Source organism: Actinomyces ruminis, from assembly GCF_002154335.2.
GTDB lineage: Bacteria > Actinomycetota > Actinomycetes > Actinomycetales > Actinomycetaceae > Actinomyces > Actinomyces ruminis.
This window is the reverse complement of the sequence record NZ_MTPX02000078.1, coordinates 1-19575: the sequence shown is the minus strand read 5'-3', so window position 1 is coordinate 19575 and position 19575 is coordinate 1. Positions and strand designations below refer to the sequence as shown.

Annotated in this window: 11 protein-coding genes and 6 pseudogenes; 7 read left to right on the top strand and 10 right to left on the bottom strand. The window is 72.0% G+C overall.

Annotation, left to right across the window (positions count from 1 at the left end; translation table 11 throughout):
- The 6 genes and pseudogenes from BW737_RS14415 to BW737_RS14400 form a co-directional block, all read right to left on the bottom strand.
- Positions 1–1039, bottom strand: a 1039-nt coding sequence (locus BW737_RS14415; RefSeq protein WP_476723629.1) for an ABC transporter domain-containing protein, incomplete at its 3' end; no start/stop codon positions are given.
- Positions 1036–1413 carry an ATP-binding cassette domain-containing protein gene (locus tag BW737_RS19625; protein WP_338063946.1) on the bottom strand — a complete coding sequence of 126 codons (378 nt, stop codon included), beginning with the start codon at positions 1411–1413 and terminating at the stop codon, positions 1036–1038. The genes BW737_RS19625 and BW737_RS14415, both read right to left, overlap by 4 nt.
- Before the next feature lie 166 nt (positions 1414–1579).
- On the bottom strand, positions 1580–2821 hold the full coding sequence (locus BW737_RS14410) for an ABC transporter ATP-binding protein/permease (RefSeq protein ID WP_338063945.1): 1242 nt from the start codon (positions 2819–2821) through the stop codon (positions 1580–1582).
- Between the two features lie 214 nt (positions 2822–3035).
- Positions 3036–3179 carry a hypothetical protein gene (locus tag BW737_RS16360; protein ID WP_180272242.1) on the bottom strand — a complete coding sequence of 48 codons (144 nt, stop codon included), beginning with the start codon at positions 3177–3179 and terminating at the stop codon, positions 3036–3038.
- A gap of 539 nt (positions 3180–3718) precedes the next feature.
- Positions 3719–4843, bottom strand: a pseudogene (gene cydB, locus BW737_RS14405) (cytochrome d ubiquinol oxidase subunit II).
- A gap of 101 nt (positions 4844–4944) precedes the next feature.
- Positions 4945–6445: pseudogene (locus BW737_RS14400) on the bottom strand (cytochrome ubiquinol oxidase subunit I).
- Between the two features lie 680 nt (positions 6446–7125).
- Between BW737_RS14400 and BW737_RS20130 the strand changes: the two are divergent.
- The 7 genes and pseudogenes from BW737_RS20130 (at position 7126) to BW737_RS14365 (ending at position 15717) form a co-directional block, all read left to right on the top strand.
- Positions 7126–10054, top strand: a pseudogene (locus BW737_RS20130) (Rne/Rng family ribonuclease).
- A 269-nt stretch (positions 10055–10323) separates the two neighbouring features.
- On the top strand, positions 10324–10644 hold the full coding sequence (gene rplU, locus BW737_RS14390; protein WP_086615869.1) for a 50S ribosomal protein L21: 321 nt from the start codon (positions 10324–10326) through the stop codon (positions 10642–10644).
- A 59-nt stretch (positions 10645–10703) separates the two neighbouring features.
- The gene (gene rpmA / locus BW737_RS14385; RefSeq protein WP_073327242.1) at positions 10704–10961 is read left to right on the top strand and encodes a 50S ribosomal protein L27; all 258 of its coding nucleotides are present in this window, start codon (positions 10704–10706) and stop codon (positions 10959–10961) included.
- 110 nt (positions 10962–11071) lie between these two features.
- Positions 11072–12631: pseudogene (obgE, locus tag BW737_RS20125) on the top strand (GTPase ObgE).
- Between the two features lie 80 nt (positions 12632–12711).
- A pseudogene (gene proB, locus BW737_RS14375) lies at positions 12712–13840 on the top strand (glutamate 5-kinase).
- 123 nt (positions 13841–13963) lie between these two features.
- Positions 13964–15276: pseudogene (locus BW737_RS14370) on the top strand (glutamate-5-semialdehyde dehydrogenase).
- A gap of 63 nt (positions 15277–15339) precedes the next feature.
- Positions 15340–15717: a hypothetical protein gene (locus BW737_RS14365; protein ID WP_143233401.1), complete on the top strand. Its 378-nt coding sequence runs from the start codon at positions 15340–15342 to the stop codon at positions 15715–15717.
- 19 nt (positions 15718–15736) lie between these two features.
- Here BW737_RS14365 and BW737_RS14360 read toward each other — a convergent pair whose 3' ends face one another.
- From BW737_RS14360 to BW737_RS14345, 4 genes are all read right to left on the bottom strand, one after another.
- On the bottom strand, positions 15737–16399 hold the full coding sequence (locus tag BW737_RS14360; protein ID WP_086615867.1) for a response regulator transcription factor: 663 nt from the start codon (positions 16397–16399) through the stop codon (positions 15737–15739).
- Entirely contained in the window at positions 16396–17892 is a 1497-nt protein-coding gene (locus tag BW737_RS14355; RefSeq protein ID WP_086615870.1) for a sensor histidine kinase, read from the bottom strand. The genes BW737_RS14360 and BW737_RS14355 overlap by 4 nt, the downstream gene beginning before the upstream one ends.
- Positions 17893–17936: 44 nt before the next feature.
- Entirely contained in the window at positions 17937–19100 is a 1164-nt protein-coding gene (locus tag BW737_RS14350; RefSeq protein ID WP_086615866.1) for a phosphotransferase family protein, read from the bottom strand.
- Positions 19097–19575: phosphotransferase family protein (locus tag BW737_RS14345; RefSeq protein ID WP_180272241.1), on the bottom strand; the 479-nt coding region annotated here is incomplete at its 5' end. The genes BW737_RS14350 and BW737_RS14345, both read right to left, overlap by 4 nt.

Sequence of the window (19575 nt, the reverse complement as noted above, 5' to 3'; positions counted from 1 at the left end):
GCCCGGAGGCACTTGCGGCGGGCAGTGGGCGCGGCGCGGGCACGCGGGCGGCGGAGGCGGCGGCGTCGTCGAGCAGGGCCATGATGCGCACGGCCGCGCCGGCCGAGGTGACCAGCTGGACGGAGGCAGGCCCCAGGGCGGCGGAGGCCTCGAAGGCACTCAGCGGCACCAGCGCAATCACAGCCAGCCACACCGGCGCCAGGCGCCCGTCCGCCACGGCCTGGGTGCCTACGAGCAGGTTGCCGAGCACGGCCAGCCCCATGGCGGTGGTGTCGATGACGGCGGCCAGCGCGGCGGGCCGGGCCGCCCGGTCGCGGGTGGCGGCGAGGTGCGTCTCCAAGCCGGCGAGGTCGCTCATGGTGCGGGGCATGCGGCCGGACACGCGCAGCTCGTCCGCGTCATTGAGCAGGTTCACGACGGCGGCCGACAGGTCGGTGGCCTGCTCCTGGCGCGCCAGCTCGGCGGCGCGGGCCGAGCGGATGGTCACCAGTGGTCCGGCCACACCCGAGAGCAGGAGACACACGGCCAGGATCGCGCCGGCCGGGGGATATACCAGGGCCAAGCCCAGGCTGGTGGCCGTCCCCAGCACGGCGGCCACCGCAATCGGCAGCAGCGAGCGCACCACCAGGTCTCCGACCGCGTCCACATCGGCCCCCACCCGTGCCAATACGTCCCCGCGGCGCAGCCCGGCGACCGTGTCGGTGCGGGCGGCGGCCAGGATCTCGTACAGGCGGGTGCGCAGAGAGCTCATGCCGCGCAGCGCGGTGTCGTGAGACAGCAGGCGCTCGCAGTAGCGCAGCACGGACCGGGAGATGCCGAATAGGCGCACCGCCACCGGCGCCACACCGAGCGCCGCCACCTCCGTGGCCTCGGCGGCGCGGGCAATCATCCAGGCGGCCACGGCGGACAGGCCGACCGCGCTGGCCAGGCCGAGGGAGCCGACGATGGCGGAGGCGGCGAAGCGGGCGCCGTTCAGGTCGAGCAGGGTCACGGCGCGGCGCAGGGCGCGGCGCTCGACGCGAGTCAGGACGGCGCTCATCGATCATCTCCGGAGAATGCGAGTGCGCCCGTGGCGGCGGCGGAGTTTGCCGCGGGGGCGACGGCTCCGCTCGGATCCGCTCCGGGGACGGGCCGGGAGGTCACTGCGACGACGTCGTCGGCCAGGGCCACCAGCGCCGCCCGGTGGGCGATCACCACGACGGTGCGGCCGGCCGCGCGCAGGGCGTTCACGGTGTTCAGTACCCGCGCCTGACTGGCCGCGTCCAGGTGGGCGGTGGGTTCGTCCAGCAGCACCAGCGGGGCGTTGGTGACCAGGGCACGGGTGAGGGCCAGGCGCTGGCGCTGTCCGACCGACAGGCCTACGCCGCCCTGGCCCACGCGCGTGTGCCAGCCCTCGGGCAGGGCGGCGACCACGGCGTCGAAGCCGGTGGCCGTGGCGGCGTCTGCCAGGCGGGCGGGACCTGGGTGGTACCGGCTGCACCGTCCGGTCGTGCGGGTGGGGCAGCCGCACCCGCCTGGGCCGGACCGTAGGCGGCAGCGGCGGGGCCGAGGACGTTCTCCAGCAGCGTGCCGGCCACGATCACGGGGCGCTGCGGCACCCAGGCGATCTGCTCCCACCAGGAGGCGGGGTCGACGTCGGCCAGGTCCACACCCGACCCATCGGGGGCCACCACCCGCACCCGGCCGCGGTCGGGTGCCAACAGACCGAGTAGTAGGCCGGCGGCGGTGGTCTTACCGACTCCGGAGCGCCGGTGAGCGCCACCACCCGGCCGGGGCGGATCGTGGCCGTGAGGTCGGCGGGCGCCCAGATGCCGCGGGCGGCCACGGACACCTGCGCAAACTCGATGCGGGCCGTGCGCAGGTCGGGGGCGAGGACGACGCCCGGCGTCGGCGCGGGCTGTTCCAGCACCGCGAACACCGCCTCGGCGGCGGCCACCCCGTTGGCGGAGGCGTGGAACTGGAAACCGACCTGGCGCAGCGGCTGGTAGACCTCCGGGGTGATCATGATGACCAGCAGGCCGGTGGCCAGGTCCAGGCGCCCGTACAGCAGCCGGAAGCCCACCTCGACGGCGACGATCGCCACCGACAGGGTGGTGATGAACTCCAACACCGCGCCGGACAGGAAGGCCACCCGCAGCGTGGACATGGTGGTGGCGTTGTAGGCGCGGCCGAGCTCGCGCACCCGCCGGGTGGGACCGGCCTGACGGCCCAGTGCCTTGAGGGTGGGTAGACCCGCCAGCAGGTCCAGCAGCTGGCTGCCCAGCCGTTCCATGGTGCGCAGCCGGGCCTCGGAGTGGGCCTGGGTGAGGCGGCCGATCAGGATCATGAAGATCGGGATCAGCGGGATGGTGCAGGCCACCGCGATCGCGGAGGGCAGGTCCTGGGTGAGCAGGACCAGGCCGGTGGCGGGGGCGACGGTGGCGGCCAGCAGCAGCTGCGGCAGGTAGCGGGTGAAGTAGGGCTCGAGGTCATCCAGACCGCGGGTGAGCAGGGTGGCGGTGTCGGCGCCGTGGACGGCCCGCCAGCGCGGCCCCAGGACGGCGGCGCGCTGCAGGACCTGGCGACGCAGATCGACGGTGACGTCCACGGCGGCGCGGTGGGCGCGTGACTCCTGCGCGTACAGCACTAGCGCCCGGACCGCTACCACCCCGGCCAGCATCGCGATTGCGGGCCGCACCGCGCCGGGGGTGGCGGCGCCGGTGATGACCGGGGAGATGGCGTGGGCGATGAGGTAGGCCTGGGCGACGACCAGCAGCGCAGTAAGCGCGCCGGTGAGCGCCGTGGTGGCGATGTAGCGCCGGGCCGCGGCTGCGTAGCGCATGAGTCGGGGGTCCAACGGCTTCACCTAAACAGCATAGTGCCGGAGTGGGACCGTGGTCCCGGGAGTGGGTTCTCGGTGGGGCGTTGGAGTGGTGGCGCTCCGCCGCGCATATGGCTCCGCCTTCGTGTTATCTGCTTGTCTGTCAGGAGGTCGGAGTCGCATAATGGTGGGGAGCCACCCGGAGGTGACCGGATGGCTCCCCGAGGCAGGCAGTTCAACCGAACCATCTGCTGAGGGCATCCACAAGGACACCAATGGCCCGGACCAGATGAGCGAGTGATTCGAGCAGTTCGCTCAGCTGCCGGGCCATTCCCTTGCCCTTGCGGACTTTGGCATGTCGGCCTTTCGGTTTGGACATGGCCCCCGCCTCCTTCCTGGCTCCTAACCTTCCCGGCCAAGGACATGGAGTGTTCCGAGAGGAGGTGCCGAAGAAGGCGCCTTCAGGATATTCGTGGGCGCCGACACGTATAGGAGGTGCATCCTCTGCCCGCGTGCGGCTTGCCGCCGGCGTGGAATTCGCTGCGCGGCGGCCGGTATTGTCACCAGTGGGGACAAACGGACCTGGCGGCGTTGGCGGCCGCGGGCGAAACGTTGGAATCATGCGGGTGGAGGTTCGCCCCTGGTGGGTGTTCAGGCTCGTTTGTCCCGAATCATGACAATCACCCCTGGGGGACTCCGCCAGGGCGGGCCGTCCTCGGGCGTGGTCCAGGGTGAGCTCGCCGACGCTATGGACTTCGCCGAGCATGACGAGCTCATGGAGTCCCAGGAGGAGGCTCGCAAGGCCGCGGGGTGTCAACGGGTGCTGCGGGCGAGCTGCCTGACCGTCGGCGGGGCGTCAGTGGATGCCCCGGGCGGGGCGCCTTGCCGGGAGCGGGGCGTCGATGTGCGGGGCGCGCCTCAGTGGTCGGCCGACACCGGCTGGGCGTTGTCGCGTACGCGCGTGGGGTGCAGTCCGCCGGCGTGGGGGTCGATCCGTTCGGCGTTGATGCGCGCGGAGAAGGTCCGGTACCCCCAGATCGTGTAGAAGAGCACGACCGGCAGGAAGACGACGGCGACTACGGTCATGATTGCCAGCGTGGCGTCGGCGGAGGTGGCCTGCGCGATGGTCAGCGAGTAGGCGGGATCGATCGAGGAACGCATGACGTCGGGCGTCATGGCGGTGAAGATGAGCGCTCCGACCCCGGCGATGCCGGCGAAGTGCAGGCCGAAGGCGAGCCCTGTCGACCACGGAACGAGGCCGCAAGCGAGCCGACGAGCGCCACCGCCGCCGCTGCCAGCGGCAGCCAGGCCCAGGCGGTGGCCGAGTAACCGGTCGCCCACACGCCCCAGACGGCGGCAACCACCGTCGAGACGATCCCGCAACGCCGGGCGAAGGCACCCGCCCGCACCGACAGGTCGCCGGCGGTCTTCAGCGCGGTGAACAGGGCCCCATGCGTGAGGAACAGCAGGCAGGTGGCCGCGCCACCCAGCAGGGTGAAGGGCGTAAGCAGGCTGAAGAAACCACCGGTGAGCAGGTGGGAGCGCCGGCGATCAGCGCGTCGGCAGGCACTTCGGTGGGCGGCACGGGCGCGCCGCTGGCGGTGTCGACCACCTCGATCTCCATGCCCTGCACCATGTTCGCGAAGGCCGCACCCCACAGGATCGAGGGCAACCAGGCGGCGACGGTGTGCGCCCAGTCCCACCGGTCGCGCCAGGTCTGGTCGTTGATCCGGCCGCGCCACTCGATGGCGCACACGCGCACGATCAGGCACAGCAGGATGAGGAATAGCACCAGGTAGGCGCCGGAGAACAGGGTGCCGTACCACTCGGGGAAGGCGGCGAAGGTGGCGCCGCCGGCGGTCAGCAGCCACACCTCGTTGCCGTCCCAGTGGGGACCGATGGTGTGCACCATGCACGCCGCTCGCGCTCGTCACGGCCGAGGATCTTCAGCAGCATGCCCACGCCGAAGTCGAAGCCCTCCAGGGTCAGGTAGCCGACCCAGAGGATCGCAATGAGGATGAACCAGAGGACGGAGAGTGTCACGGCGGGCTCCACGGGCTAGTCGGATTGGGTGTTGGTCAATGGCGGCGTCGGCGGGCGCGGGCTTGGGCGGCTACTTCGGTGAGCATCGGGTGGTGCGGCGGCTAGTACTGGAAGGACAGCAGCGCTTCGGCGTCATCGTCGCCCGGGTGCCGGGCAGCGTCGTCGACGACGACGTCGGCCACCTGGGTGCGCACGCCCTCGCGGACGTAGCGGCGCAGCAGCAGGAACCACACGACGCCGAGGGCGGCGTACAGCAGCGTGAAGCCGATCAGCGACGCCAGCACGGTGCCGGAGGCGACGGTGGGGGAGACGCCGTCGGCGGTGAGCATGTAGACCTGGGAGACGGGGTCGGCGAGGTTGGGTACCACCACCCAGGCTGGCGACCGATCTCGGTCATGATCCAGCCGAAGGAGCAGGCCACGAAGGGCAGCCACATGCTCCACAGGGCGATCTTGCCCAACCGCGGGGAGTCGACCAAGCGGCCGCGACGCGTCAGCCACAGGGCGACGGCGCCGATGGCGATGGCGAGCATGCCCAGGCCGATCATCAGGCGGAAGGACCAGAAGGTGACCATCTCGTTGGGGGTGTAGTCCACGCCGTCGCCGTAGCGTTCGGCGTACATCTCCTGGGCGTCGTTCAGGCCCATGATCTCGGCGTTGGGATCGTTGGTGGCCATGAAGGAGTACACGTAGGGGACGGTGATCAGGTGGGTGGCGGTGCCGTCGGCGCAGGAGCCGAAGGCGGCCACGGTGAAGCCTGCGCCGGACTCGGTCTCGCACAGCATCTCGGCGGCCGCCATCTTGGCGGGCTGCTCCTCGGCGACCAGCTGCCCCTGGATGTGACCGGAGCCGGCGGTGAGGACGCCGGCGATGACCATGGTGACCGCGCCGAAGCGCGTCATGCGGCGCCACAGCTGCCGCGCCTCGAAGTCCTGCCCGGCGCGCGTGGCCTTGATCATCCACCACGCGGACACCCCCAGGATGAGCGTGCCGGCCACGAGGAAGGCCGAGGCCAGCACGTGCGCCACGGTGACCCACAGGATCTTGTTGCCCAGCACCTCGAAGAACCCGCCGATGCCGTCCAGTTCCGCCCGGCCGGTGTCCGGGTTCACGATGGCGCCCACCGGGTGCTGCATCCAGGAGTTGGCGGCGAGGATGAAGAAGGCGGACAGGTTGGTGCCCAGGGCGACCATCCAAATGCACAGGTTGTGCAACTTGGGGGACAGGCGGTCGCGGCCGAAGATCCACAGGCCCAGGAAGGTGGACTCCATGAAGAAGGCCAACAGGCTTCGAAGGCCAGGGGCGCGCCGAAGATGTTGCCGACGAACCGAGAGTACTCCGACCAGTTCATGCCGAACTGGAACTCCTGAACGATGCCCGTGGCCACGCCGAGCGCGAAGTTGATCAGCAGGAGGTTGCCGAAGAACCGGGTGGCGACTCGCCACTGCTCGTTGCCGGTACGCAGGTGGAGCGTCTCCATGAGCGCCACCAGCGGAGACAGGCCGATGGTTAGCGGCACCAGTATGAAGTGGTAGACGGTGGTGATGCCGAACTGCCATCGAGCCACGTCGAGGGAGTCGAGCGCCATGGGGGCGAGGCTCATCTGCGCCGCCTTTCGCGAGGACCATGGGAAATATAAGAAGAACCTTACTGGGGTCGCCCAGTAGATAGGCCAAGTATAGGCGGTGGTTGACAGCGTGTCGCGAAAAAACACGACTCGTTACGCGGCTGTGCGCAGGGGCGGTCGGCGCGGCCGGTGGCCGGCCCGCCGCCCACTTCGGTTTGGACCGCCCGCGTCGGTTTGGACCGCCTGCGTCGGTTTGGACCGCTTACGTCGGTTTGGACCGCCCCAGTTGCACACAACGGCGGTCCAAACAGGGAACAGGGGTCCAAACAGGGGATAGCGGTCCAAACAGGGAACAGGGGTCCAAACAGACTTTCGAGGTCCAATCCGGGGGCGCTGCGCCCCGTCGTCCTGTCCGCCGTGGGCGAGAGGACGGTGCCGCCAGCGCGACCGCCACCCGGTCGGCTTACAGCTGTGGGATACTCCTGCTGGCACCGGCCGTCCCGTACCGGCAGTCGGTGTCCGACCCTCGGCCGAGACCGCCCGGAAGAATTGCGCCGCTCAGAGCGCCGCCGCACTTCCGCAATGTGCGAGTTCCGCCGCAGGCCGGCGCCGCAAGGCGCACACGTAGGCTTTTAGCTCCCCGTCAGGGGAGCGCGACCGCGCCACGGCGCCGCGGGTACGGCGGAGCTGTAGCGCCCGAAAGTGCAGATAGACCCATGTCCCCTTCGTCATCGCGCTCACGCGACTCCCAGACTCAGGGCTCCGAGGAGACTCCCGAGACAACCGCCCCCAAGCGCCCCGCCCGCCGGCACCGCCGAGTCACCGCTGCCGTGACTACGCCGGAGACAGCTCCCGACGCACCAAGCATGAGTGCCGACGCCGCAGACGCCGAGGCGCAAGCGGCGTCCGCACAGCTCGAGGGCGTCGAAGCCGGTAAGAGCGCTGCATCCGCGGAAACGCCCGAGGACACCGACACCGCGGCCGCCGAGGCCGCCGATGACACCGATGGTGCTGCGGAGGTGGAAGCCCCCGACGCTGCCGAGATCACGGACGCTGCAGACGCCGAGGCCGTCGAAGACACTCAAGACACAGAAGACTCCGAGGCCGAAGACTCCGAGGCCGAGATGGCGTGGCCGCCGACGCGCAGGACGAGGACGCCGAGCCCGAACCCGGGGCCGAATTCGCATCTGAGACCGGTGCGGGCGCACCCACACCGGTGCTGGAGGAGGATTTGCCGGAGTCGGAGGAGCCGCAGCTGCCCGCCGCGTCGCTGCTGTTCCAGGCTCCCGATCCGGCGCTGGCCCGACGGCGGCGCCGCAAGGTGAAGGTAGCCGCCACTACCCCCGCCCAGGCCCAGCCGGCCCAGTCGACCTCCGAAACCGCCTCACACCGGGACCAGGACGTCCCGATCGCCGATTCCACCGCGGTCGCCTCCGGTGGCGCCGACGCCGCCACCGACTCCGGCGAGGCCGCCACCGACACCCACGCCGGTGGCGGACGCCGGCGTCGTCGTCGCGCGACCGCTGCCTCCACCACGCCCGAGCACGTGGAGGAGGCCGCCCCCGCCAAGCGCCGTGCCCGCGACGCCGACGTCGACGAGGCCGCCTCCGCCGAGTCCGTCCCGACCGAGGATGTGGAAAGCGCTACGGACACAGAAAGCACCGAGGGCACCGAGAACAACAAAGACGCCTCCACCGGCCGCCGCAAGCGCCGTCGCGGTGGACGCGGACGGCGCGCCCGCTCCCGCGCTGAGGGCCGGGGCGCCGCGACCGAGGCCGTCGACGACGCCGATGAGGCCAATGAGGCGGCCGCCGATGCTGCGGACGGTGTGCAGGCCGACCAGGCCTCCGCCGAGACGCCGGAGGAGAGCACCGGAAGCTCGCGCCGTCGCCGTCGTCGTTCCCGCAGCCGCTCCGACGCCGCCCGGGACGAGATCACCGCGCTCAAGGGCTCCACCCGCCTGGAGGCCAAGCGCCAGCGCCGCCGGGAGGGGCGCGCCGCGGGCCGACGTCGTCCCATCATCACCGAGGCCGAGTTCCTCGCCCGCCGCGAGAGCGTCGACCGGCAGATGGTGGTGCGCGAGCAGGACGGCCTGAACCAGATCGCCGTCCTGGAGGACGGGCTGCTGGTGGAGCACTACGTCGCCCGCCACACCCAGACCTCGCTGGTCGGCAACGTGTACGTCGGCCGCGTGCAGAACGTGCTGCCGTCCATGGAGGCAGCCTTCGTGGACATCGGCAAGGGCCGCAACGCCGTGCTGTACGCCGGCGAGGTCAACTGGGACGCCGCCGGCATGGAGGGCAAGCCGCGCCGCATCGAGGACGCCCTGGCCAGCGGTGACACCGTCCTGGTGCAGGTCACCAAGGACCCCATCGGGCACAAGGGTGCGCGCCTGACCAGCCAGATCACCCTGGCCGGCCGCTACCTGGTGCTGGTGCCCGGAGGCACCATGACCGGCATCTCCCGCAAGCTCCCGGACACCGAGCGCAACCGGCTGAAGAAGATCCTCAAGCGGATCGTCCCCGACGACGCCGGCGTGATCGTGCGCACCGCCGCCGAGGGCGCCGGGGAGGAGCAGCTCGCCGACGACATCAAGCGGCTCGTGGCCCAGTGGGAGTCCATTGAGAAGAAGTCCTCCCAGGTGCTCAAGGGCTCCGGCAAGGCGCCCGTGCTGCTGAAGGAGGAGCCCGAGCTGGCCGTGCGCGTGGTCCGCGACGTGTTCAACGAGGACTTCCGCAAGCTCATCGTGCAGGGGCCCGACGCTGGAGGACCATCTCCACCTACGTGTCCGACCTCAGCCCCGAGCTGACCGATCGCCTGGAACACTGGGTCAGCCCCGAGGATGTGTTCGCCGCCCACCGCATCGATGAGCAGCTCGCCAAGGGCTTCGACCGCAAGGTCTGGCTGCCCAGCGGCGGCACGCTGATCATCGACCGCACCGAGGCCATGACCGTCATCGACGTCAACACCGGACGCTTCACTGGCGGTGCGGACGGCACCCTGGAGGAGACCATCACCCGCAACAACCTCGAGGCCGCCGAAGAGATCGTGCGCCAGCTGCGCCTGCGCGACATCGGCGGCATGGTGGTGATCGACTTCGTGGACATGGTGCTGGAGTCCAACCGCGACCTGGTGCTGCGCCGTCTGGTGGAGTGCCTGGGCCGCGACCGCACCCGCCACCAGGTCACCGAGGTCACCTCGCTGGGGCTGGTGCAGATGACCCGCAAGCGCGTCGGGCAGGGGCTGGTGGAGGCCTTCTCCACCCCCTGCGAGTGCTGTGGCGGGCGCGGCTTCATCGTCCACGAGCACCCGGTGGAGAACCAGGCCGTGGATATGTCCGCATCCGCTGCGCGCAGTGCCGGCTCCGGGCGTGGTCGCCGGGGCCGCGACGACGACGGCGCCAAGCCCGAGGGGAAGCCCGCCAAGGGCTCGGGCAAGTCGGGTAAGTCCTCCGGCAGGTCCGGTCGCTCTGGTGTGCGCGGAAAGTCCGCTCAGGCGGACGAGGACCGGGACGACGCCGCCCGCTCGGCCGTGCGCGGCGCCCTGGCGCAGATCGCGGCGGCTGCCGAGCACGCTCACGAGCAGGCCCAGGCCGAGGGGAGCGGTGCGGCCGCCGCGCCGACCGAGGCCGACGCCGGGGAGTAAACGGCGGCAGCGGGTACCTGCGGCGGGCGTTACCGCTCTTGCGGCGGGTGCCCGCTGCTCCCATCTGATAGCCCCGCCGTCGTCTCGGAGCGCCCCTCCAAGTGGCGGGGTGCGGAAGAACACAGGTCCGGCGGGCGCCCACAGGTTGGTGTCTCCCGCCAGATCGCATAAAGTAATCCGGCGGTGCCTTCCGCACCATTGCCCGAATAGTCGCCCGCAAGCGGTGGAGCAACGCTCCCGGGAGCGGGCGGCTAGAAGATACGACAGAGATGAGCAGTCAAGTGGTCTACGCGATCGTCAAGGCCGGCGGCCGTCAGGAGAAGGTCTCCGTCGGTGACGTCGTGGTTGTCGACAAGCTTGCCGGCGAGGTCGGCGATGAGGTAACCCTCACCCCCGTCATGCTGGTGGATGGAGACAAGGTGACCGCTTCCGCCGCGGACCTGGCCAAGTCCTCCGTCAAGGCCGAGATCGTCGGCGACGAGAAGGGCCCCAAGATCAACATCCTCAAGTTCAAGAACAAGACGGGCTACCGCAAGCGCCAGGGTCACCGCGCCAAGCTCACCGCCATCAAGGTCACCGCGATCGGCTGAGCGGGCCGCCCCGCCGCAGTATCCTTTCAGGCAACAGCGAAACAGAAAGAAGCCCCGACATGGCACACAAGAAGGGTCTTGGTTCCTCCCGCAACGGCCGCGACTCCAACGCCCAGCGCCTCGGCGTGAAGCGCTTCGGCGGCCAGTTCGTCAAGGCCGGTGAGATCATCGTCCGCCAGCGCGGCACCCACTTCCACCCCGGCAACAACGTCGGCCGCGGCAAGGACGACACCCTGTTCGCCCTGACCGCCGGCAACGTTGACTTCGGTACCTTCCGCGACCGCAAGGTCGTCAACGTCGTCGCATCCGAAGGCTGACACAGCCTCCATCACCATGACGGTATCCGCGAGGGCGGGCGGCTTCGGCCGTCCGCCCTCGCGCATGCCGGCCCCCGGGGCACCGCCCCGCAGCGCCCGAGGAGACGCCCATGCCCAGCTTCATCGACCGGGTGGTCCTGCACGTCGCCGGCGGCGACGGCGGCCATGGCTGCACGTCGATTCACCGTGAGAAGTACAAGCCGCTGGCCGGCCCCGACGGCGGCGACGGCGGCCACGGCGGCAGCGTCATTCTGACCGCCGACCCGCGCGTGACCACGCTGCTGACCTACCACCGCTCTCCGCACCGCATCGCCGGCTCCGGCGCCCCCGGCCAGGGCGGCTGGCACCGCGGCGCGACGGCGAGGACCTGGTGCTGCCCGTGCCGCTGGGCACCGTCGTCAAGGACGCCGACGGCGGCGTGCTGGCGGACCTGACCGCCGCCGGCGAGCGCGTGGTGGTCGCCGAGGGCGGCCCGGGCGGCCGAGGCAACTTCTCCCTGGCGTCCCCCAAGCGCAAGGCCCCCGGCTTCCACCTGCTGGGGGAGCCGGGCGAGGCCCGTGACGTCACCCTGGAGCTGAAGACCGTCGCCGACGTCGCCTGGTCGGCTACCCCAGCGCCGGCAAGTCGTCCCTGATCGCCGCCATGAGCGCCGCTCGTCCCAAGATCGCCGACTACCCCTTCACCACGCTGACTCCCAACCTGGGGGTGGTGGAGGCCGGGGAGATGCGCTACACCATGGCGGACGTGCCCGGGCTGATCCCGGGGGCGAGCCAGGGCAAGGGCTGGGCCTGGAGTTCCTGCGCCACATTGAGCGCTGCGCCGTGGTGGTGCACGTGCTGGACTGCGCCACCCTGGAGCCGGGCCGCGATCCGCTCAGCGACTTCGACACCATTGAGGCCGAGCTGGCCGCCTATGCCGACCGACTCGGCCGCGACGAGGCCGACCCGGCCCGTACCGGGCTGGCGCCGCTGATGGAGCGTCCGCGCGTGGTGGTGCTCAACAAGGTCGACGTCCCCGAGGCCGCCGACCTGGCCGAGCTGGTGGAGACGGACCTGAAGGCCCGCGGCCTGCCTGTTTTTACCGTCTCCGCCGTCTCCCACGCGGGGCTGTCCCAGCTGTCCTTCGCCCTGGCCGAGCTGGTGCAGCAGGCCCGCGCCCAGGCCCCGGCCGTCGCCGAGCCCGCGCGCCCCATCATCCGTCCCGCCGCGGTTGGCCGCCGCGCCGCTCAGGCGACCGCTACCGTGGCGGTCATCCAGCACCCCGCCGAGGGCACCGTCTACCAGGTGCGTGGGGACAAGCCCGAGCGCTGGGTGCGCCAGACCGACTTCTCCAATGACGAGGCGGTCGGCTACCTGGCCGACCGGCTGGCTGCCGGCGGCGTCGAGGACGAGCTGGCCAAGGCCGGCGCCCACGCGGGGGACACCGTGCTGATCGGCGACGTCGAGGGCGGAGTCATCTTCACCTGGGAGCCGTCCATGACCACCGGTGCGGAGCTGCTGGGCGCCCGCGGCACCGACGCCCGCCTGGAGGATCGTCACCGCCGCACCAACGCCGAGCGGCGCGAGCGCTACCACGAGCGGATGGACGCCAAGGAGGCCGCCCGCCAGCAGCTGCGCGACGAGGCCGCCGAGGGGCTGTGGACCGACGCCGCCGAATGGGAGGACGCATGAACACCGGACAGCCCGGGGGCCGGGACGTCGGCGCCGGAGACGGGGCCGCGCGCCAGAATGCGGGCGCCGGCGAAGTCGGCCTGCGCCCCGATGCGCTGCCGGAGGGCGCGCGCGTCGTCCTCAAGGTCGGCTCCTCCTCACTGACCCGCCCCGACGGCGGACTGGACCTGAACCGCATCGACATCTTCGCCGGGCTGTTGGCCGGCATGCGCCGCCGCGGGCACGACGTCGTGCTGGTCTCCTCCGGAGCGGTAGCCGCCGGCCTGGTCCCGCTCGGGCTGGAGACCCGCCCCGGCGAACTGCGTCTGCTGCAGGCCGCCGCCTCCGTGGGCCAGGGGCGCCTGGTCTCCCGCTGGCAGACCGCGCTCAGCGCCTATGGGGCGGTCACCGCGCAGGTGCTGCTGACCGCCCAGGACGTGGCTGTGCGCAGCCACTACCGGACCGTGCGCGCCACCTTCGACACCCTGCTGTCCATGGGGGCGGTGCCGGTAGTCAATGAGAATGATGCCGTGGCCACCACCGAGTTCAACCTGGGGGACAACGACCACCTGGCCGCCCTGGTGTCCCACCTGGTGACCGCCGACGTGCTCATCCTGTTCACCGACGTAGACGGCATGTGGACTGCCCGCCCGGGCACGCCCGGCGCCCGCCCGGTGCGCTACGTGGGTGGCACCGGTGAGCTTGCGGGGTACGGGTCGACGGCGACGCCGGCGCCCTGGGCACCGGCGGCATGGCCACCAAGGTGCAGGCCGCCACCATCGCCTGCGCCTCCGGCACGGCCACGATCATCGCCGACGCCGACGACGCCCCACGGCTGCTCGGCGGGCGCACCATTCCCGCCGACCTGGGCACCTGGTTCGCCCCCACCGGGCCGCACCGCTCCAGCCGACGCCTGTGGATGGCGCACGCCTCCATGCCCGAGGGCCGGGTGCTGGTCGACGCCGGGGCTGCTCGGGCCGTCACCGAGGGGAAGAAGTCCCTGCTGCTGCCCGGCGTCGTCGGCGTGGACGGGGAGTTCGAGTCCGGCTCCGTGGTGGAGATCGTGGGTCCGCAAAGGGTGCTGGCTCGCGGTATCTGTCGCTACGCCTCCTCCGAGATCGAGGAGGTGCTGGACGCCCGGGGACGCGGCGCCCCCGCCCCCGCGACCACGTGGCCCCGGTGGTGCACCGCGACGATCTGGCCGAGCTGCCCCGCACCGCGGGCGGCTGAGGCCTGCCCCTACTCACGCTCCGCCCGCCGATCTCTGACATTTGCCTGCACCAGCGCATGAGTGATGCCGAGCGTCCGATCGCGCCTACCCACCCGGCCCGACGGCGACTAGAGTCGGGTGTTATGACGACTTCACCTGCAGCTGCCGCCAACGACGCCGAAGCACTGGTTGCCGCCACCGCCAGCGCCGCCCGCCAGGCCCAGCGCGCCCTGGCCGGCGTGAACCGGGAACGCAAGGACGCCGCCCTGCACGCCCTGGCGGACGCCTTGACCGCCCGCGCCGACTTCATCCTCGCCGCCAACGCCCGGGACCTCGAACGCGCCCGCGCCGCCGGCATGAAGCCGGGACTGATCGACCGCCTCGCCCTGGACGGCGAGCGCATCGCCGCCATCGCCGACTCCCTGCGCGAGATCGCCGCCCTGCCCGACCCGGTGGGGCAGATCGTCGACGGGCAGACCCTGCCCAACGGGCTGCGGGTGCGGCGGGTGCGCGTGCCCCTGGGCGTGGTCGGCATGATCTACGAGGCCCGCCCCAACGTGACCGTGGACGTCGCCGCCCTGACCCTGAAGTCCGGCAACGCGTCGTGCTGCGCGGCGGCAGCGCGGCCGCGGACACCAACGCCGCCATCATCACCGTGCTGCGCGAAGCCTTGACGGCGGCGGGTCTGCCCGCCGACCTGGTCACGACCATCGACCCGGCGGGTCGCGCCGGGGCGACCGCCCTCATGCACGCGCGCGGCCTGATCGACGTGCTTGTGCCGCGCGGCGGTGCGGGCCTGATCCGCACCGTGGTGGAGGAGTCGAGTGTGCCCGTGATCGAGACCGGCTCCGGCAACTGCCACGTGTATGTGGATGCCGCCGCCGACCTCGCCGCAGCTGTCGACATCATTGTCAATGCCAAGACCCAGCGGGTGGGCGTGTGCAATGCCGCCGAGACGCTGCTAGTCCATCGCTCCGCCGCCTCCGCCTACCTGCCGGCGGCCGCGGACGCCCTGTGGGAGCGCGGTGTCATTCTTCATGCCGACGCCGCCGCCCGCGCCTGCGTAGAGGAGCAGGCTTCCGCCCAGGGCCGCTCGGAGCTGCTGGTGGACGCCACCGAGGCGGATTGGGAAACCGAATACGGTAGCCTGGATCTGGCGGTGCGCGTGGTCGACACCATTGACGACGCGATCGCCCACATCACCGCATACTCGACCGGACACACCGAGGCGATCCTGACGCAGGACGTGACCGCCATGAACCAGTTCGTCAGCCAGGTCGACTCGGCCGCCATCATGGTTAACGCCTCCACCCGCTTCACAGACGGCGGGCAGCTGGGCCTGGGTGCCGAGCTGGGCATCTCCACCCAGAAGCTCCACGCCCGCGGCCCCATGGGCCTGGCGGCGCTGACCACCACCAAGTGGGTCGTCGAGGGAGAGGGGCACGTGCGCCCCTGACCCGGCGGCCCGGAGCCCCGCCGTCGCCCGGCGTCGGGGCGTATGCAGCAGGAGGGAGCAGTCGTGAACCCTGACCGAGGCAGAGCGCTGGCGGTAGGTGTTGCCGTCGCGGCCGCCGTGCTGCTGATCTGCGTGGCCCTGCTGGTCCTGCGTCACCCCGGCGGTCTCGACGACGAACCCGGCATCGCCATGACCCCCGCCGCAACCTCCCCGAGCGCCCGCGGCGTCGGCCCGCTGATGACGCCCCACCCGGACGACGACTCCGACGATATTGACGACGACGCCCCGCAGGTGGTGCAGCAGGCCCCGCCGCAGACCGTCGCCCCGCAGAACAATTCCGGTGGCACGACGAGCCGGGACACCGACACGGACACCGACGATGACTCAGACGACGACTCCGACAAGGATTCGGACGACGACGAAAACGGGGACGACGACTGAGCCGGTGCGAGTCAGGCCGTCAGACCAGCCGGTAACCGACCCCGCGGACCGTCTCCAGTCGTTCCTTGCCGAGTTTGCCCCGCAGGTAGGACACGTACACGTCTACCACGTTAGAGCCGGGATCGAAGTCGAGTCCCCACACGTTGGCCAGCAGTTGCTCCCGGCTGAGCACCTGCCCGGGGTGGCGCATGAACACCTCGGCGAGCGCGAACTCCCGGGCCGACAGATCCACCCACTGCCCTTCCACCCGCATCCGCCGGGTGCGAATGTCCAGCGCCAGGTCCCGGTGCTCCAGCACGCCCGGATCGGCGGCCGGGGCCTCGCGCGGCCGCAGGCGCAGCCGGATGCGGGCCACGAGCTCGTCGAAGGAGAAGGGCTTGGGCAGGTAGTCGTCGGCGCCGCCCTCCAACCCGGCCACCCGGTCCGCCACGGAGGCGCGGGCGGTGAGCATGATGACCGGTGTGGTCACCCCCTGGCCGCGCAGCTGCTCCAGCACCTGGAAGCCGTCGATGTCCGGCAGGCCGACGTCCAGCAGGATGATGTCGATGTCGCCCAGCAAGGCCATCTCAATGGCGTCCCGGCCGGTGTCTGCGACCTTGGGGACGAATCCGGCGGCCTTGAGCCCCTTGGTGAGGAATGAGGTGATGCGGGCCTCGTCCTCCACAATCAGTACCGTGCTCATGCGGGTTCACTCGTCTCCTTCTGCTGCGTCGGCCGTGCCTGTTCAGGGGACCTCAGGGGGATGCGCAGCGTGAACGTTGATCCTCTCCCAGGCTCGGAGGCGATGTCGAGCCGGCCGCCGTGCGCGCCGACGATGTTCTCCACAATGCTCAGTCCCAGCCCCGAGCCGGCGGCTCGCCGCTGCGCCGGGGCGGTGCGGGCGAAGCGCCGACGCACCCGCTCCAGGTCCGCCGCCGCGATACCGATGCCCTCGTCGCGCACCCACACGTGCAACTCGGGGCCCTCCGCGGCCACGAGGCCGGAGGCTCCCGACGCCGTGCTCCCGCCTCCCGGGATCGCGGCATCTGCGACGTCGCCGGGGCGGATGGCCGAGCCGAGCCAGATGCGTGAGTCCTCCTCGGAGTACTTCACCGCGTTGGCCGCCAGCTGCAGCCAGGCCTGGGTCAGGCGGGCCGGATCGAGCATGGCGGTGCCGGTCGCGCAGGCCTCCAGCCGCCAGCGGCGCTCCCCCAGGGCGCGGGCCTTGTCGAACACCTGCCCGGTCAGGGCCTCCACATCCGTGGGCTCGGGCGTCACGAAGTCGCTCTGGGAGGACCGGGCCAGTTCCAGAAGGTTGCCGACGAGTGTGCTCATCCGATCCAACTCGTCCAGTGCCAGCGCGGAGGTCTGCCGCACGTCCTCGGGGTCCTCGGGGTCGATCAGCTCCAGGTGCCCGCGCACCACCGTGATCGGGGTGCGCAGCTCATGCCCGACGTCGTCGAGCAGCTCCCGCTGAGCCCCAACCGCCCGCTGCACCCGGTCGAGCATGCGGTTGACCGCCGCCGCCAGGGCGGACAGGTCGTCGTGGCCGCGCACCCGCACCCGCGTGGTCAGGTCGCGCTCGTCGATGGACTCGGTGGCATTGCGCAGCTCCCAGATGGGGCGCAGCAGCCGGCCGATGCCCAACCAGGCCAGTGCCGCCACCAGCGCCACGGTGACGAGCGCCGCCGCCGCGTACAGCCGCATGGTGCGCCACAGGCCCGCCTCGGCGGCGTCCAGGTCGACGGCGCGCACCAGGGCCGCCGTCGTCGTCCCGTCGGTCAGCGGCACCACCAGCACGCGGTAGCGACCGGCGCTTGTGTCCACGGTGGTGATGGTGGACACGTCGGCCTCGGCCAGCTCCGTCAGGCGCGCGACCAGCTCGGCGTCCGCCTCCGGGCGCAGGTCAACACCTTCGGCGGACACCAGCCGCACGGCGCCGTCCACCATGCCCAACTGTCCCTCCCCGGAGCCCAGGACCGAGTGGGCCATGTAGGTCTGGAGCACCTGGGTCGGGTCGCTCAGCGGCAGTCCGGAGACCGGATCGACGCCCTCGTCCGCCAGGCGGCGCAGCTCCTGGCGGGCCAGCACCAGGCGGTCATCGACGTCGGCGTGGGTGGAGCGCAGGTCCAGCACCCATACGGCGGCGCCGGAGGTAGCCAGCGCCGCCACCGCCACCAGAATGATCGTCCACATGATCCGGGTGCGGATGGTCGCCCGGGAGAACGGGGCTGTGACCTTCACGTGGCTATTGTGCCCGCTGCGGGAGCCGGTGTGCCCGCGCTTACGGTCTCGGCCGCGCCGGGCCCGTCCGGACTCTGCCCGCGCACGCTCCAGGCCCGCCCGCCCGCGGCGACCAGGCGCAGGGTCCGGGCGGTCCAGGCGGGCAGCCACGCCTCGGCGCCCGGCCGGAAGGCATGCACGCAGATCAGCCGCAGCCGCGCCCCCAGGTAGTAGGCGTCCAGGCGCGGCTTACCCGCCAGGCCGTCGGCCAACCCGTCCAGGAGGGCGCCGACCCGCGCGTGCGCCGCCGCGCCCAGCCGCCCCTGGGCACGCATGAGGTCGACGTGTGCCGCCAGGTTGCCCAGGTCCAGGGCCGGCTCCGCCAGGGCGGCGGTGTCCAGGTCGAGTAGGGACAGGGCGGTCCCGTCCCACAGCAACTGGCCGTCGTGCAGGTCCCGATGCGCGGCCGCCAGCGCCTCGCCGGGCACCTCCAGCCGCGCGCATACCGCCGCGACGGCGTCGGCGATCGCCTGCGGGCCCGTCTCGGTGACGTCGAGCACCCCCAGGCGGGCGGCCCGCCGGTGCCAGCCGCGCAGCACCCCGGCCTCGTCGGCTCCGGTGTGCTCGGGCAGCGCCTCGGGGCGCACGACGCCGGGCCACAGTTGCGCCAGCCGCTCCCAGCCGGCCAGGCCCGTGTCGCCCAGCTCGCCCAGGGACGTCCCGGGCAGCAGCTCCAGGTCCAGGTGGGAGGGGGAACGGCCCAGCACCTCCGGCGTGCGCAGGCCCGCCCGCAGGAACGGCCGGGACCCGCGGGGATCGGCCAGGCGGGCGGCCCGCCCGGCGCGCACGAGTTTGTGTACCCGGTCGGGCTGCAGGACGACGGCGCGGCGGCCCGCCCGGTGCACCATCAGCCGCCCGCTCCCCGTCGGCGCCAGCAGCCGTGGGGACAGGTCGGGCAGGGCCGGGTCGATGGCGTGGGGCAGCAGCGACGCATGCCCATCGGCGTCGATCCGGCCGGCACGCAGGCGGCCGGATCGATCCCGCTGCTCAAAGACCAGGCCGCGATCCTTGTCGGGCCAGGCGCGCAGCAGTCCGGGCAGGCGTCGCAGCGTCACCACCGCCGGCGTGGGCTCGTCCAGCCGGCCGCCGCGCTCGCCGGTGATCCGGTTGCCGTCGTTCATGACGCCTCCCGCATCCGCTCGGCACCCGGCCCGCTCCCGCGTGCAGGCCTCGCCGGGGCGGCGAGCAGCCGCTCAATGAGGTCGGCCTGTGCCCCCAGCCGGCGCCGCCAGTGCGGGTCCCCGTGGCGCAGCGGGTCCTGGATGCGCTCCAGCCGGGCCCGGGCGATGGCATGGCGCAGCACCGCCTCGGCGGGTACTCGCCCACCGGCTTGCGCGTAGCCCGCCAGCAGGGCGGGGGCGGCGTCGGCTGGTGCTACGGCCAGGTAGGAGCCCAGGTCGACGGCGGCCGGCGCCAGCCGTGCCCGGTCGAAGTCCGTCAGCCAGATCCGCCCGGAGGCCCGTTCCAGGAGTACCTGGTCGGGGGAGGCGTCCCCGTGCACCAGGACCGGCGGCCCCGCCTCCGGGGCGGCCGCGTCCAGGGCCTGTCCGAGCCGGTGCACGCGGGCGGCCAGGGCCGGATCCAGGTGGGTCAGGG

Excerpts from the sequence above, each read along its gene's own strand:
- BW737_RS14410 (WP_338063945.1), bottom strand. The coding sequence starts at position 2,821 with ATGCGCTACGCAGCCGCGGCCCGGCGCTACATCGCCACCACGGCGCTC.
- BW737_RS16360 (WP_180272242.1), bottom strand. The coding sequence starts at position 3,179 with ATGTCCAAACCGAAAGGCCGACATGCCAAAGTCCGCAAGGGCAAGGGA.
- rplU (WP_086615869.1), top strand. The coding sequence starts at position 10,324 with ATGAGCAGTCAAGTGGTCTACGCGATCGTCAAGGCCGGCGGCCGTCAG.
- rpmA (WP_073327242.1), top strand. The coding sequence starts at position 10,704 with ATGGCACACAAGAAGGGTCTTGGTTCCTCCCGCAACGGCCGCGACTCC.
- BW737_RS14360 (WP_086615867.1), bottom strand. The coding sequence starts at position 16,399 with ATGAGCACGGTACTGATTGTGGAGGACGAGGCCCGCATCACCTCATTC.
- BW737_RS14355 (WP_086615870.1), bottom strand. The coding sequence starts at position 17,892 with ATGTGGACGATCATTCTGGTGGCGGTGGCGGCGCTGGCTACCTCCGGC.
- BW737_RS14350 (WP_086615866.1), bottom strand. The coding sequence starts at position 19,100 with ATGAACGACGGCAACCGGATCACCGGCGAGCGCGGCGGCCGGCTGGAC.